Origin of the sequence: Pseudodonghicola sp. (assembly GCF_048268305.1) — a bacterium.
Lineage (GTDB): Bacteria > Pseudomonadota > Alphaproteobacteria > Rhodobacterales > Rhodobacteraceae > Pseudodonghicola.
The window spans coordinates 81,312-95,385 of the sequence record NZ_JBLWVT010000007.1 but is presented as its reverse complement, the minus strand read 5'-3'; the positions used below and the strand labels follow the sequence as shown (position 1 = coordinate 95,385).

Annotated in this window: 12 protein-coding genes and 1 tRNA gene; 9 read left to right on the top strand and 4 right to left on the bottom strand. The window is 65.2% G+C overall.

The window, feature by feature from the left end; translation table 11 throughout:
- Positions 1–21 precede the first annotated feature (21 nt).
- The 6 genes from ACN0V4_RS14070 to ACN0V4_RS14045 all read left to right on the top strand — a co-directional run bounded on the left by ACN0V4_RS14070 (position 22) and on the right by ACN0V4_RS14045 (position 6,791).
- The gene (locus tag ACN0V4_RS14070) at positions 22–705 is read left to right on the top strand and encodes a hypothetical protein (RefSeq protein WP_417677149.1); all 684 of its coding nucleotides are present in this window, start codon (positions 22–24) and stop codon (positions 703–705) included.
- A 115-nt stretch (positions 706–820) separates the two neighbouring features.
- Positions 821–2,407 carry an ABC transporter substrate-binding protein gene (locus ACN0V4_RS14065; protein WP_417677147.1) on the top strand — a complete coding sequence of 529 codons (1,587 nt, stop codon included), beginning with the start codon at positions 821–823 and terminating at the stop codon, positions 2,405–2,407.
- A 1-nt stretch (position 2,408) separates the two neighbouring features.
- A complete protein-coding gene (locus ACN0V4_RS14060) occupies positions 2,409–3,365 on the top strand; it encodes an ABC transporter permease (RefSeq protein WP_417677145.1) in 957 nt (318 codons plus the stop codon).
- 2 nt (positions 3,366–3,367) lie between these two features.
- Complete coding sequence (locus ACN0V4_RS14055) at positions 3,368–4,180, top strand: ABC transporter permease (protein ID WP_417677599.1); 813 nt, start codon at positions 3,368–3,370, stop codon at positions 4,178–4,180.
- Positions 4,180–5,817: an ABC transporter ATP-binding protein gene (locus ACN0V4_RS14050; RefSeq protein ID WP_417677143.1), complete on the top strand. Its 1,638-nt coding sequence runs from the start codon at positions 4,180–4,182 to the stop codon at positions 5,815–5,817. Before ACN0V4_RS14055 ends, ACN0V4_RS14050 begins: the two co-directional genes overlap by 1 nt.
- A 137-nt stretch (positions 5,818–5,954) precedes the next feature.
- Complete coding sequence (locus ACN0V4_RS14045; RefSeq protein ID WP_417677141.1) at positions 5,955–6,791, top strand: alkaline phosphatase family protein; 837 nt, start codon at positions 5,955–5,957, stop codon at positions 6,789–6,791.
- Between the two features lie 42 nt (positions 6,792–6,833).
- Here ACN0V4_RS14045 and ACN0V4_RS14040 read toward each other — a convergent pair whose 3' ends face one another.
- The 3 genes from ACN0V4_RS14040 to ACN0V4_RS14030 form a co-directional block, all read right to left on the bottom strand.
- Entirely contained in the window at positions 6,834–7,226 is a 393-nt protein-coding gene (locus tag ACN0V4_RS14040) for a rhodanese-like domain-containing protein (RefSeq protein WP_417677139.1), read from the bottom strand.
- A 121-nt stretch (positions 7,227–7,347) separates the two neighbouring features.
- A tRNA-Leu gene (locus tag ACN0V4_RS14035) sits at positions 7,348–7,433 on the bottom strand.
- A gap of 68 nt (positions 7,434–7,501) precedes the next feature.
- Positions 7,502–7,981, bottom strand: coding sequence for an Lrp/AsnC family transcriptional regulator (locus tag ACN0V4_RS14030; protein ID WP_417677137.1), 480 nt, complete (start codon positions 7,979–7,981; stop codon positions 7,502–7,504).
- 105 nt (positions 7,982–8,086) lie between these two features.
- On the opposite strand from ACN0V4_RS14030, the gene putA reads away from it, so the two are divergent.
- The 3 genes from putA (at position 8,087) to ACN0V4_RS14015 (ending at position 13,239) form a co-directional block, all read left to right on the top strand.
- Positions 8,087–11,497, top strand: coding sequence for a bifunctional proline dehydrogenase/L-glutamate gamma-semialdehyde dehydrogenase PutA (gene putA / locus ACN0V4_RS14025; protein WP_417677135.1), 3,411 nt, complete (start codon positions 8,087–8,089; stop codon positions 11,495–11,497).
- A gap of 609 nt (positions 11,498–12,106) precedes the next feature.
- A complete protein-coding gene (locus ACN0V4_RS14020; RefSeq protein ID WP_417677133.1) occupies positions 12,107–12,850 on the top strand; it encodes a rhomboid family intramembrane serine protease in 744 nt (247 codons plus the stop codon).
- Positions 12,847–13,239 carry a GFA family protein gene (locus ACN0V4_RS14015; protein ID WP_417677131.1) on the top strand — a complete coding sequence of 131 codons (393 nt, stop codon included), beginning with the start codon at positions 12,847–12,849 and terminating at the stop codon, positions 13,237–13,239. Before ACN0V4_RS14020 ends, ACN0V4_RS14015 begins: the two co-directional genes overlap by 4 nt.
- Positions 13,240–13,258: 19 nt before the next feature.
- Here the strand turns inward: ACN0V4_RS14015 and ACN0V4_RS14010 are convergent, their stop codons facing one another.
- Positions 13,259–14,044: an inositol monophosphatase family protein gene (locus ACN0V4_RS14010; RefSeq protein ID WP_417677129.1), complete on the bottom strand. Its 786-nt coding sequence runs from the start codon at positions 14,042–14,044 to the stop codon at positions 13,259–13,261.
- Positions 14,045–14,074: the final 30 nt, after the last annotated feature.

Below are 14,074 nucleotides of genomic sequence, written 5' to 3'. Positions count from 1 at the left end.
CCCCGGGCGAAAAAGCGCCCCATGGAACTTCTATCCAACGCCCAGCGCGAGATCGAAGAACTGCCCGATCCGGGCATCACCCTGTCAGACGATTGCCGGCTTTCGGCACGAGTCTGGCGGCCTGTTGAGGCGGTGAATGACCCGGTTTCCCTCCCCCTGAGCCATCAGTCCCGTGACATGCAGGGCATTGGCGACGCTCAAGGGCCGATACCGGGCGGGTATCCTGTCGAAGAGCAGGCCAGGGCGATGGAGATGATCGACTGGCTGGCGCGGCCACCGTGGTGCCGCGCCCCTGTCGCCCTGACCGGGCCGCCGTTACCGGCGATCCGAACTGTCCAGTCCACCGTCGACCTCCGGGCCGACGGCCTTTCATCCAGGGGCGGCCACCCAGAGAACGCCCCTGCCGGCTGGCGGGCCCCCATCTGGTCCTGCCCCCGCCGCGCCGCCCATCCGGTGCTGGCGCGCAAGGCCCGGCCCGGGATCGGCGCCAAGCCGCCGAAGTCCGCCCCTCCGCTGCCATCCGCCGATCTGCGTTTCCCTCGGCGCGACAGCCATTGGTCGCCGCTCTCCCCCTTTGCCCGGACCGTCCGTTGCGCCCTTCCGCCCCGGACCGCCGCCGGTCGCCGGCCGATCAATCCATTTGCGGATAACCGAATACCTTCCCACCGGGAGGTCGCGGGCAGCCGTCCGCGCGAGGGGCTTTAACCGCCGCATCCAGACATCTCGCGAGTTGGGGGCAAACAGGCGGCACCTGACGACCCAATCCATCACCCTGCGTTCCAGACGCAGAATGCAAAATTTTTTCTAACGGGAGACATCAATGACCAAGAACCTGAATTATTTCACCAGCCGGGTGATTGCCGGCGCCATGTCGCGACGTGATTTCTTCGGCCGCGCCGCCGCGCTCGGCGTCACCGCCACCGCAGCCCAGGGCCTGCTGGGTCAGGCCGCCTTTGCCGCCGGGCCGCAGAAGGGGGGCACCATCAAGGTGGGGATCGAAGGCGGCGGGTCTTCCGACAGCCTCGATCCGGCCCTGGCGACGAATTCCACCGCGACGATGCTGCTGCGCCTCTGGGGCGAACCGCTGGTCGAACTGGCCCCTGAGGGCGGGCTGGAAGGCCGTGTCGCCGAGAGCTGGAAGGGCTCCGCCGATGCCAGCGTCTGGAGCTTCAAGATCCGCCCCGGCATCACCTTCTCGAACGGCAAGACCGTCACCGCCGCGGACGTGCTGGCGACGATGGAGCGCCATTCCGGCGAGGATACCAAATCGGGCGCGCTGGGGATCATGCGCGGCATCAAGTCGATGAAGGCCGAAGGCGATGTCTTCACCGTCGAATTGGACCAACCCAACGCCGACCTGCCCTATCTGCTGACCGACTATCACCTGGTGATCCAGCCGAACGGCGGCAAGGACGATCCCAATGCCGCCATCGGCACCGGCCCCTATGTGCTGAAGGCGGCTGAACCGGGCGTGCGTTTCGTCGCCGAAAAGAACCCTGACCACTGGGACGACAGCCATGGCCATGCCGCGACCATCGAGATGATCGTGATCAACGACGACACCGCCCGCGTTGCCGCGCTGCAATCGGGTCAGGTGCATATGATCGACCGGGTGCCGCCACGCACCGCCGGGCTGGTCGCCCGCGCGCCGAATATCAACGTCTATTCGAAAAGCGGTCCGGGCCATTACGTCTTCATCATGCATTGCGACACCGCGCCCTTCGACAACAACGATGTGCGCATGGCACTGAAATACGGCATCAACCGGCAGGAAATGGTCGACAAGATCCTGTTCGGCTATGGCTCGGTCGGCAATGACACCCCGATCAACGCCTCCTATCCGCTGTTCACCCCGGCGGAGCAGCGCGAATACGATCCCGACAAGGCCGCCTTTCACATGAAGAAATCCGGCTATGACGGGGCGATCCTGCTGCGCACCTCGGACAACTCTTTCCCCGGGGCGCCGGATGCGGCGGCGCTGTTCCAGCAGTCCTGCGGCAGCGCCGGCATCACGCTGGAGATCAAGCGTGAACCAAACGACGGCTATTGGTCCGAGGTCTGGAACAAGCAGCCCTTTTGCACCAGCTACTGGAGCGGCCGGCCGACCCAGGATTCGATGTTCTCGACCGCCTATCTGTCGACCGCCGACTGGAACGACACCCGGTTCAAGAACGAGAAGTTCGACCAGCTTCTGCTCGCGGCGCGAGCCGAGCTGGACGAGGCCAAGCGCAAACAGATGTATGCCGACATGTCGACCATCCTGCGCGACGAGGGCGGGCTGATCTGCCCGATGTTCAACGATTTCGTCGATGCGGTGTCGGATCAGATCGGTGGCTGGCAGGAAAAGACCGCCGGCTTCGGCCTGATGAACCTCTATGCCCCGGTGAAGACCTGGATCGTCGCCTGACATGATGATGGCGCTCAAACTGGTGGCTCAGCGCGTTGCGCTGAGCCTCCTTCTATTGCTGCTGGTCTCGGCGCTGATCTTTGTCGGAACCAACCTGTTGCCGGGCGACGTCGCCCAGTCGATCCTGGGCCAATCCGCCACCCCCGAGGCGCTGGCCAACCTGCGCCGCGATCTGGGCCTGAACGACCCGGCGCTGACCCGCTATGTCTCGTGGCTGGGCGGCGCGCTGCAGGGGGATCTGGGTACCGCCCTGACCAATGGGCAGGATATCACCCAGGCCATCACCCGCCGGATGGGCAACACCTTGTTCCTGGCCTTCTGGGCGGCGGTGATCGCGGTCCCGCTGGCGATCTTTCTGGGGCTCCTCGCGGTGCGCTATCGCGACCGCTGGCCCGACAGGCTGATCTCGGCGGTCACCTTGGCCTCGATCTCGGTGCCGGAATTCCTGCTTGGCTATGTGATCATGTATTTCATCGCGGTGAAGCTGCGCTGGTTCCCCTCGGTCGCCATGATCAACGACAGCATGAGCCTGGGCGAGAAGCTGGGCGCCATCGCCATGCCGGTGACCGTGCTGACGCTGGTGGTGCTGGCGCATATGATGCGGATGACCCGGGCGGCGATCCTGAACGTGATGCAATCGGCCTATATCGAGACCGCCGAGCTGAAGGGGCTGAACGGGTTTCAGGTGATCGTCCGCCACGCCCTGCCCAATGCCATCGCGCCGATCGCCAATGTGGTGATGCTGAACCTGGCCTATCTGGTGGTCGGTGTCGTGGTGATCGAGGTGGTCTTCACCTATCCCGGGATGGGTCAATACCTTGTCGATCACGTGGCCAAACGCGACGTGCCGGTGGTGCAGGCCTGCGGGCTGATCTTTGCCGCCGTCTATATCGGGCTGAACATGATCGCCGATATCGTCGCCATTCTGTCCAACCCGCGTCTGAGGCATCCGAAATGAACATGAGGATCCCCCTCGCCGCCGCGGTCGGCCTTGTTCTCACCGCAATTTACTTTCTCATCGCGCTGCTCGCTCCGCTCATCGCGCCCTATGGCATGGCCGAGGTGGTCGGGGATGTGTGGGAGCCGTCCTCTGCCGCCCATTGGCTGGGCACCGACAATATCGGCCGCGATCTGCTGACCCGGATGATCTATGGCGGGCGCACCACCATCCTCATCGCCACCGCCGCCACGGCGCTGAGCTTTGCCACCGGCGCGGTTCTCGGGTTCCTGGCCGCGGTGCTGGGTGGCTGGGCCGATCAGCTGATGTCGCGCGCGGTCGATCTGCTGATGTCGATCCCGACGCTGATCTTCGCGCTGGTGGTGCTGTCGGTGATGCCGGTCACGGTGCCGGTGCTGATCCTGGTGATGGGTCTGCTGGATTCCACCCGGGTCTATCGGCTGGCCCGCGCGGTCGCGGTCGATATCAACGTGATGGATTTCGTCGAGGCCGCCAGGCTGCGCGGCGAGGGGCGTGGCTGGATCATCTTCCGGGAAATCCTGCCCAACGCACTGTCGCCGCTGATCGCCGAGATGGGAATGCGCTTCATCTTCATGGTGCTCTTCGTCTCCACCCTCTCCTTCCTGGGGTTGGGCGTGCAACCGCCCGCCGCCGACTGGGGCGGCATCGTGAAGGAGAACAAGGATGGCATCGTCTATGGCATCCCGGCGGCGCTGTTGCCGGCCGTCGCCATCGCGACGCTGGCGATTTCGGTCAATCTGGTGGCCGACTGGGTGCTGAACCGGACCACATCGCTGAAAGGAGGGCGCGGTTGATGACAGGAGCATTGCTTGAGGTGCGCGATCTGAAGATCGGCGCCACCGCCTATCCCCCCGGCGAGCCGCCGCAGGAGATCGAGATCGTCCACGGCGTCTCCTTCACGCTGGAGAAGGGCAAGGTGCTGGGGCTGATCGGTGAATCCGGCGCCGGCAAATCCACCATCGGCCTTGCCGCGCTCGGCTATGGTCGCGGTGGGGTGGAGATCACCGGCGGCGAGGTCTGGGTGAACGGCCGCGATATCCTGAAGGGCGGGCTCAGGGGACTGCGGGCGCTGCGCGGCGCCGAGGTGACCTATGTGGCGCAATCGGCCGCCGCCGCCTTCAACCCGGCCAAGAAGCTGATGCAACAGGTGACCGAGGCCGCGATCCTGCACAAGCGGTTCTCGCGGCAGGAGGCCGAGGCGCGGGCGGTGGCGCTGTTCCGCAAGCTCGGCCTGCCCGAGCCGGAGAGCTTCGGCGATCGCTATCCCCACCAGGTCTCGGGCGGGCAGTTGCAGCGGGCCATGACCGCGCTGGCGCTTTGCCCCGAACCCGATCTGGTGATCTTCGACGAACCGACCACCGCGCTCGACGTCACCACCCAGATCGACGTGCTGGCGGCGATCAAGGAGGCGATCCGCGACACCGGCGTCGCCGCACTCTATATCACCCACGATCTGGCGGTGGTGGCGCAGGTCTCCGACGACATCATGGTGCTGCGCTATGGCGACATGGTGGAATACGGCCCCACCGACCAGATCATCAATGCCCCGCAAGAGGAGTACACCCGCGAGCTGGTCTCGGTCCGGTCGATCCGGCACGAGGAAAAGGCCCCGACTCCGGAGGCGGTGCTGACCGTCGAGACCGTCACCGCGCGCTATGCCGGCACCGATTTCGACGTGCTCAAGGATATCTCGATCGAGCTGCACCCGGGTCAGACCCTGGCGGTGGTGGGCGAAAGCGGTTCAGGCAAGTCGACGCTGGCGCGAGTGATCACCGGGTTGCTGCCGCCCTCGCAGGGGACCATCCGGTTCGACGGGCGTGAGGTATCGGCGGCGCTGTCGGGCCGGTCACGCGATGATCTGCGCGAATTGCAGATGATCTATCAGATGGCCGATGTGGCGATGAACCCGCGCCAGACCGTGGGCACCATCATAGGTCGGCCGCTGGAGTTCTATTTCGGCCTGAGGGGCAAGGCACGGCGCGACCGGATCATCGAGCTGCTGGAGAAGATCGAACTGGGGGCGGAGTTCATCGACCGATATCCGGCGGAACTGTCGGGCGGCCAGAAACAGCGGGTCTGCATCGCACGCGCCCTGGCCGCCAAGCCCAGGCTGATCATCTGCGACGAGGTGACATCCGCGCTCGACCCGCTGGTGGCGGATGGCATCCTCAAGCTGCTTCTGGCGCTGCAGAAACACGAGGGAGTGGCCTATCTCTTCATCACCCACGATCTGGCGACCGTGCGCGCGATCGCCGATTCCATCGCGGTGATGTATCGCGGCGAGGTGGTCCGCTATGGCTCAAAGACCGAGGTGCTCAGCCCGCCATTCGACGATTACACCGACCTGCTGCTAAGCTCCGTTCCCGAGATGAAGCTCGGCTGGCTGGAAGAGGTGATCGCCCATCGCAAGATGGAAAGCGCCGGCAACTGACCGTGCGACGCGAGGGGGCTGTCGGCCCCCTCTTGCCCCCGGAGGGGGCAATTCACCCCCCGAGGATATTTCGGGCTAGAAAAAGGCGCCGGGACGGAGGCAATCTCCGACCGGCAAGGACAGGCCGAGAGGGCGATATGAACGGAAAGCTGTTGCTGATCATTCTGGACGGGGTGCCCTGGCGCAACTGGCGCCGGCTGTTCGGCAATCTGGAGGGCTGGGTCGACAGCGGCGAGGCGCGGGTGTGGAAACTGCGGTCGGTGCTGCCGTCGATCTCGGCCTCCTGCTATGCCTCGATCCACACCGGGGTGGCACCGGCGGAGCATGGCTGCACCGGCAATGGCAATGTGTTCCGGCTGAGCCATCCTGATGTATTTTCCCAGGTCCGGCAGGCGGGCGGCATCACCGGCGCGGTGGCCCATTCCTTCTGGTCAAGCTTCTTCAACCGCCATCCCTTCGATCTGGTCCGCGACATCGAATATGACGAACCGGAGAGCGAGACGATCAACCACGGCCGGTTCCACACCATGACCGGCTATGGGCTGATCAACCAGATGACGCCCTCCGACGTGGATCTTTTCGCCACGCTGACCAATCTCTGCCAGCGGTTCGGGCTCAGTTACGGCATGCTGCATACCTGTACGCTCGACAGCATGGGGCATCGGTTCTTTCATGATTGTCAGGAGATGGACAACGCCTGCGCCATGATGGACGAGATGCTGGCGCCCTTCATCCATCAGTGGCGCGCCATGGGCTATGAAATCATCGTGACCGCCGATCACGGCCAGGACGAGCGCGGCCATCACGGCGGCCGCAGCCCGCTGCAGCAGGAGGCCGCGCTCTATTATTTCGGGCCGGCCAAGGGGCCGGCGGAGGATCAGGTGATCGACCAGTTGCAACTGGCCCCCACCATCCTGAGCCGTCTGGGCGCGCCGATCGCCGGGACCATGAAGGCGGGATCGTTTCTGAGCTGACGCCATCGCGGGCCGGAGGTGCCGCCGCCGGCCCGGCGTCGATCACATGCCGGGATCGACCGGTTCGACCATCGGGCCGGCAGCGGCCTTCCAGGCCTCCAGCCCGCCCATGTTATAGACCTCCCGATAGCCCATGTCCTTCAACAGCTTGCCTGCCAGGGCGGCGCGCCCGCCAGAGGCGCAATGGATCACCACCGGACGTTCCGGATTGAGTTCGGGGTCGTGGAACGGGCTGGCCGGATCGGCACGAAAATCCAGCATGCCGCGGGGAATGTGATGGGCCCCCAGCGCATGACCGGCCTTTTGCAGTTCGGGCGCGTCGCGCACATCGAGCAGCAAGGCACCATCGGCCACCAGCGCCTGTGCGCGGGCGCCGTCGATGCGCGGCACCACGGCATTGGCAGCCTCCATCAAATCCTGCAAGGTCAGGGCCATATCGGGTCTCCGTTCTGATCTGAATGTGGTTGGAGGTCTCAAGGTCGTGTCAGACTAGCACGCCTGACCGATCTCGGAAGCGTCAAAGATGCCAGCGAAAGACCACCGAAGGGGAAGAGGCTGGTACGGGCGGTGGGACTCGAACCCACACGGGACAAAGCCCTTCGGATTTTAAGTCCGATATGTCTACCATTCCATCACGCCCGCGAAGGAAAGCCTGATTGGTTTAGCCTCCCCCTTTGCCGGGTACAATGTGGTTTTCGACCTTACCCCGCCTACTCCATCGGGCTGAGCGGGCCGTCCTCCTTCACCGCCTGCATCGCCACATAGGTCGAGGTGCTGGCGACATGCGGCAGGGTCGAGATTTTCTCGCCCAGCACCCGGCGGTATTCCGACATCGAATGGGTGCGCACCTTCATCAGATAGTCGAAATTGCCGGCGATCATATGCACCTGCTCGATCTCGCCGATCTTCGCCACCGCGGCGTTGAAGGCCGCGAGCGCGGCCTCGCGGGTGTCGGTCAGCCGCACCTCGACAAAGGCGACGTGATCGAGGCCCAGGCGGATCGGGTCGATCAGGGCGCGATAGCCGGTGATGATCCCCTCGGCCTCGAGCCGTCTGAGACGGGCCTGGGTGGGGGATTTCGACAGACCGATCCGGCGGCCGAGATCGGCGATGGACAGCCGGCCCTCCTCGGCCAGAACGCTCAGAATCGCGCGATCGAAACGGTCAAGTTCCGGAAAGTCAGATTGCATCGAAAACCTTGTGAAATTCAGTCCATTTGCCTGCAAACTTCACATCATCAGGCCGCTGACCCTCAAATTTGCATATACTAAGGCGGAAATCCATCGGAGTTTCCCATGCCCCTCTCCTATGCCGACATGCGCCGCACCATCGACGCCCAGACCTATGCCGACCCGCAAGCCGCGCTGGCGCGTCTCACCGCCCAGGCCGCGCTGACCGAGGCCGATCGTGCCACCATCTGCGCCACCGCCGCGCAATTGGTGCGCGATATCCGCGCCGCGACCGCCCCGGGGCTGATGGAAGTGTTTCTGGCCGAATACGGCCTGTCCACCGACGAGGGCATCGCGCTGATGTGCCTGGCCGAGGCGCTGTTGCGGGTGCCGGATGCCGAGACCATCGACGCGCTGATCGAGGACAAGATCGCCCCCAGCGACTGGGGCCGGCATCTGGGCCGATCGACATCCTCTCTGGTCAATGCCTCGACCTGGGCGCTGATGCTGACCGGTCGGGTGCTGGATGATCGCCGCCCCTCGCCCGTCGGCGCGCTGAAGGGCGCGATCAAGCGGTTGGGGGAGCCGGTGATCCGCACCGCCGTCGGCCGCGCGATGAAGGAGATGGGCCGCCAATTCGTGCTGGGCGAGACCATCGGCGGCGCGATGAAGCGGGCCGAGGTCATGCAGGCCAAGGGCTTCACCTATTCCTACGACATGCTGGGCGAAGCGGCGCGGACCGAGGCGGACGCGGCGCATTACCACCTGTCCTATTCCCGCGCGATCACCGCGATCGCCGAAGGCTGCACCCATGACGATATCCGCGACAACCCGGGCATTTCGGTCAAGCTCTCGGCACTGCACCCGCGCTATGAGGTGGCGCAGGAAGCGAACGTGATGGCAACCCTGGTGCCGCGGCTGAAGGCGCTGTCGCTGCTGGCCAAGGCCGCCAACATGGGGCTGAACGTCGACGCGGAAGAGGCCGACCGGCTGTCGCTGTCGCTGGAGGTGATCGACCGGGTGATGTCCGATCCGGCGCTGGCCGGCTGGGACGGCTTCGGCATCGTGGTGCAGGCCTATGGGCCGCGCACCTCTTTCGCCATCGACGCGCTCTATGAGATGGCCGAACGCTATGATCGCAAGATCATGGTGCGGCTGGTCAAGGGCGCCTATTGGGATACCGAGGTCAAGCGCGCCCAGGTGATGGGGATGGAGGGCTTTCCGGTTTTCACCCAGAAGGCGGCGACCGACGTGTCCTATCTGGGCAATGCCCGCAAGCTGCTGGAGATGACCGACCGCATCTACCCGCAATTCGCCGGCCACAATGCCCATACGGTCAGCGCCATCCTGCATATGGCCGGTGACAGGCCGTTCGAATTCCAGCGCCTGCACGGCATGGGCGAGACGCTGCACAATCTGGTCAAGGATCAGCACGGCCACCGTTGCCGCATCTATGCACCGGTGGGGGCGCATCGCGATCTGCTGGCCTATCTGGTGCGGCGGCTGCTGGAAAACGGCGCCAACTCCTCCTTCGTCAATCAGATCGTCGATGACAGCGTACCGCCCGAGGTGGTGGCCGCCGATCCGTTCGAGACGGTGAAACAACCGGCAAAACCGCTTCCCAGCGGGGCGGAGCTGTTCCTGCCGGAGCGGCGCAATTCCATGGGCTTCGATCTGCGCGACCTGCCGACGCTCGACCGGATCGAAGCGGCGCGGGCGCCCTTCGCGACGCATCACTGGCAGGCAGCCCCCCTGCTGGCGGGCAAGGCCGCGCCAGAGGCGCCGCAACCGGTCGCCAACCCCGCCCTGCCCGGCGATATCCCCGGCTCCGTCGCCTGCGCCAGCGCGCGGGATGTCGAGACCGCGCTGTCCCTCGCCCGGGCCTGGGACGCCCCCGCGACAGAACGGGCAGCGGTGCTGAACCGCGCCTCAGACCTTTACGAGGCGCAGTTCGGCGAAATCTTCGCGCTCCTCTCCCGCGAGGCCGGCAAGAGCCTGCCCGATGCGGTGGCCGAACTGCGCGAGGCGGTGGATTTCCTGCGCTATTACGCGGCGCATATCCCCGATGCGGCCCCGACCGGCAACTTCACCTGCATCAGCCCCTGGAACTTCCCGCTGGCGATCTTCACCGGCCAGATCGCCGCGGCGCTGGCCACCGGCAACGCCGTGCTGGCGAAACCCGCCGAACAGACGCCGCTGATCGCCCATCGCGCGGTGCAACTGCTGCATGAGGCAGGCGTGCCGCGTAGCGCACTGCAACTGCTGCCGGGCTTCGGCGATATCGGCGCCGCGCTGACCTCCGACCCGCGGGTGGGTGGCGTCGCCTTCACCGGATCGACCGAGACGGCGCTGAAGATCCGCGCCGCCATGGCCGATAACCTGCGCCCCGGCGCGCCGCTGATCGCCGAGACGGGAGGGCTCAACGCGATGATCGTCGATTCCACCGCGCTGCCGGAACAGGCGGTGCAGGCGATCGTCGAAAGCGCCTTCCAATCGGCCGGCCAACGCTGTTCCGCCCTGCGCTGCCTCTATGTGCAGGAGGATATCGCCGATGACCTGCTGACCATGCTGAAGGGCGCGATGGAGGTGCTGCGGCTGGGCGATCCCTGGCAGCTCTCGACCGACGTGGGCCCGGTGATCGACCTTGAGGCGCTGACCGACATCGCCGCCCATATCGACCGCGCCCGGGCCGAAGGGCGGGTGCTGAAGGAACTGCCGGTGCCGCAGGGGGGCACCTTCGTGTCGCCGACGCTGATCCGGATCGACGGGATTGGGGATCTGGAAAAGGAAATCTTCGGTCCCGTCCTGCATGTCGCCCGCTTCCGTGCCGGCGAGCTGGACAGGGTCATCGCCGAAATCAACGCCACCGGCTATGGGTTGACCTTCGGGCTGCAGACCCGGATCGACGACCGGGTCCAGCATGTGACCGAAAGCATTCATGCCGGCAATATCTACGTCAACCGCAACCAGATCGGCGCCATCGTTGGCAGCCAGCCCTTCGGCGGCGAGGGGTTGAGCGGCACCGGCCCCAAGGCGGGCGGGCCGAACTATCTGCCCCGCTTCGCCGCCGCCGACCGGCAGCAGGTGACCGCCGCCTGGAGCGAAGAGATGACGACGCTGCCCGCCCCGGAGGGGACCAACGCCACCTTGTCGCCGACCACCCTGCCCGGGCCGACCGGGGAATCGAACCGGCTCATGCTGGTGCAGCGCCCGCCGATCCTCTGCCTCGGACCGGGCGAGACGGCGGCAGAGGCGCAGGCCAAGGCGGTGCGCGCCCTCGGCGGTCAGGCGATCCGCGCCACCGGCCGGGTCGATCCGGCGCGGCTGACCGACTGCGGCCCGCTGGGCGGTGTGCTCTGGTGGGGCGACGAGGCGACGGGGCGGGCCTATGACCAGGCGCTGTCGAAACGGTCCGGCCCGATCGTGGCGCTGATCCCCGGCCAGCCCGATCTGGCCCGGGTGATGGGAGAACGCCACGTCTGTGTCGACACCACTGCCGCCGGCGGCAATGCCGCGCTGCTGGGCGGGATGAGTTGACCGCCCGGGCAAAGGCCCAAAAAGCGAAAGGCGGGGACAAAACCAGAAATGTCCCCGCCCCGCCAAGCTGAAAATCCCAAGGGTTTACCGTCAGGGAACCCCCTCCAAATTACCCTGAAAGATCACCCTAATTTCAGCTTAAACACCTATGTAACACTCTATCGCCGAAAGGCGGAAAGCAGCCCCCGGAAAGAGCACCCCCATTGCCGCTGCCAGCACCTGCCCCAGATGCGGCCCCTCGCCCGATCTGCGGCCCGTCTCGCCGATCCTCCGCCCGCGTCTGTCCCTCGGACAATGGAACCTGCCACAGGATCGCATGATCTGTGACCAGCCGTTCAAAAACCAGGCAGGTAAATCGCACGACAAAATAAGATAGTCTACTTCGACAAAACAGAGAGGCAATTTCTCGAAAAACCAACAAATGCCAAGAGCACATTTCGCTTTTCGATTCTCACCTCCATTTCTTCGAATTAAGCAAAACAGGAGAGCAATCTCAACGATCCATTTCGGAAAAAGCTCAACGAAAACATAACGGTCTAGATGTATGAAAATGCCGGCCCGGCGCGAACCACCCTTGACGGCCGGCGGCGCAGACCGCAGCTTCGGCCCATGTTTCCGATCCGCGATCACAACCCCTCGGGGCGCACGCCCTATGTCGTCTATGCCCTGATCGCGATCAACATCGCGGTCTTCCTAAGCTATTGGTCGCTGCCCGAACCGGAAATCCAGCGCAATGTCTATGCCCCCTATGCGCTGATCCCCGCACGGCTGAGCCAGGGCGAAGGCTATGCCACGCTGCTCACCTCGTTGTTCCTGCATGGCGGTGTGATGCATATCTTCGGCAATATGCTGTTTCTATGGATCTTCGGCGACAATCTCGAAGACGAGATGGGGCACTTTGGCTTTCTTCTCTTCTATCTCGCCTGCGGCGTCGGCGCCGGCCTGGTGCATGTAATGACGGCGCCGGGATCGACCATGCCGACCGTTGGCGCCTCCGGAGCGATCGCGGGGGTGATGGGGGGCTATCTGCTGCTCTACCCGCGGGCGCGGGTCGATATCCTGATCATTCTGGTGGTGTTCTTCCGCATCTTCACGGTTCCGGCCTGGCTGATGCTGGGTTTCTGGGCCGGCATGCAGTTCCTCGGCGGGCTCGGCGCCGATCCCAACCAGGGCGGCGTCGCCTATTGGGCCCATACCGGCGGCTTCGCCGTCGGGCTGATCCTGACCCTGCCGATCTGGTTCAGACGCGGGGCGGGCGGATATTGGAACCGCAACAGCGGCCGTCCACCGCATCCGCAGGGCCAGTTCCGCTATGGCCAGAGCCATATTCCCCGAGTGCCGAGGCAAAAATGACCGAACTGCCCGCTGATCCCGAAACCCGGCTGGCGCGCTGCCATTGCGGCGCCGTGGTGATCGAGGCCTTCCTGCCCGAGGGGCTCGCCTCGGCCCGGCGCTGCGATTGTTCACTGTGTCGCAGGCGCGGCCCCGGGGCGGTCACCGCGCTGACGGCGCGGGTCAAGGTGCTGCAGGGCCAGGGCAATCTCGGCCTCTACACCTGGGGCACCCATACGGCGCGGCATTACTTCTGCAAGACCTGTGGAATTTACACGCATCATCAACGCCGGTCGGACCCGGCGGAATGCGGCATCAACATCGGCTGTCTCGACGGCATCGACCCGCGCGATTTCAGCGACATCCCCTGGACCGATGGGGTGAATTACCGGCTGAATGGCCCGAACTGAACGTCCGGGCCGCAAGGGATCAGCCGCGGATCACTTTCGAGAAGGCGTTGAAGATCGGCTCGTTCGCACAGATCACGTCGCCGTCCTCCAGGATATCGCCCTCGGGGTCGAGCGGCTGGATCATCCCGCCCGCCTCGCGCACCAGGATGACGCCGGCGGCAACATCCCAGGGGTTCAGCCGGCGTTCCCAGAAACCATCATAGCGGCCGGCGGCGACATAGGCCATGTCGAGCGCGGCAGCCCCCCAGCGGCGCACGCCGGCGCAGGTGGGCAGCAGACGCGCCAGATCCTGCAGCGTTGCCGGCAGGTCGGAACGGCCGCCGAACGGCAGGCCGGTTGCGAAGATCGACTCGATCATCCGGTGCCGGCCCGACACCCGCAGGCGCATGTCGTTCATCCAGGCGCCGGCGCCCTTTTCGGCAAAGAACATCTCGTCCTTGGCGGCGTCGAAGATCACGCCGGCGACCACCTGCCCCTTGTGCTCCAGCGCGATGGAGACGGCCCAATGCGGCAGCCCGTGCAGGAAGTTGGTGGTGCCGTCCAGCGGATCGACGATCCAGCGCCGGGTCGGATCCTCGCCGGCGATCTCGCCGCCCTCTTCGGCCAGCCAGCCATAGGTCGGGCGGGCACCAAGCAATTCCTGCTTGAGGATCGCCTCGGCGGCGATATCGGCCTTGGACACGAAATCGCCCGCGCCCTTCATCGAGACCTGAAGGTTTTCCACTTCGCGGAAGTCCTTGACCAGCGACCGCCCCGCCTTGCGTGCGGCTTTGATCATGATGTTGAGGTTGGCACTGCCAATCATCGTTCCGGCTCCTGTGTCGGTCAGGTCGCG

What these genes read in the sequence shown, in the direction of transcription:
- ACN0V4_RS14070 (WP_417677149.1), top strand. Translation starts at nt 22, where the DNA reads ATGGAACTTCTATCCAACGCCCAGCGCGAGATCGAAGAACTGCCCGAT.
- ACN0V4_RS14065 (WP_417677147.1), top strand. Translation starts at nt 821, where the DNA reads ATGACCAAGAACCTGAATTATTTCACCAGCCGGGTGATTGCCGGCGCC.
- ACN0V4_RS14060 (WP_417677145.1), top strand. Translation starts at nt 2,409, where the DNA reads ATGATGATGGCGCTCAAACTGGTGGCTCAGCGCGTTGCGCTGAGCCTC.
- ACN0V4_RS14055 (WP_417677599.1), top strand. Translation starts at nt 3,368, where the DNA reads ATGAGGATCCCCCTCGCCGCCGCGGTCGGCCTTGTTCTCACCGCAATT.
- ACN0V4_RS14050 (WP_417677143.1), top strand. Translation starts at nt 4,180, where the DNA reads ATGACAGGAGCATTGCTTGAGGTGCGCGATCTGAAGATCGGCGCCACC.
- ACN0V4_RS14045 (WP_417677141.1), top strand. Translation starts at nt 5,955, where the DNA reads ATGAACGGAAAGCTGTTGCTGATCATTCTGGACGGGGTGCCCTGGCGC.
- ACN0V4_RS14040 (WP_417677139.1), bottom strand. Translation starts at nt 7,226, where the DNA reads ATGGCCCTGACCTTGCAGGATTTGATGGAGGCTGCCAATGCCGTGGTG.
- ACN0V4_RS14030 (WP_417677137.1), bottom strand. Translation starts at nt 7,981, where the DNA reads ATGCAATCTGACTTTCCGGAACTTGACCGTTTCGATCGCGCGATTCTG.
- putA (WP_417677135.1), top strand. Translation starts at nt 8,087, where the DNA reads ATGCCCCTCTCCTATGCCGACATGCGCCGCACCATCGACGCCCAGACC.
- ACN0V4_RS14020 (WP_417677133.1), top strand. Translation starts at nt 12,107, where the DNA reads ATGTTTCCGATCCGCGATCACAACCCCTCGGGGCGCACGCCCTATGTC.
- ACN0V4_RS14015 (WP_417677131.1), top strand. Translation starts at nt 12,847, where the DNA reads ATGACCGAACTGCCCGCTGATCCCGAAACCCGGCTGGCGCGCTGCCAT.
- ACN0V4_RS14010 (WP_417677129.1), bottom strand. Translation starts at nt 14,044, where the DNA reads ATGATTGGCAGTGCCAACCTCAACATCATGATCAAAGCCGCACGCAAG.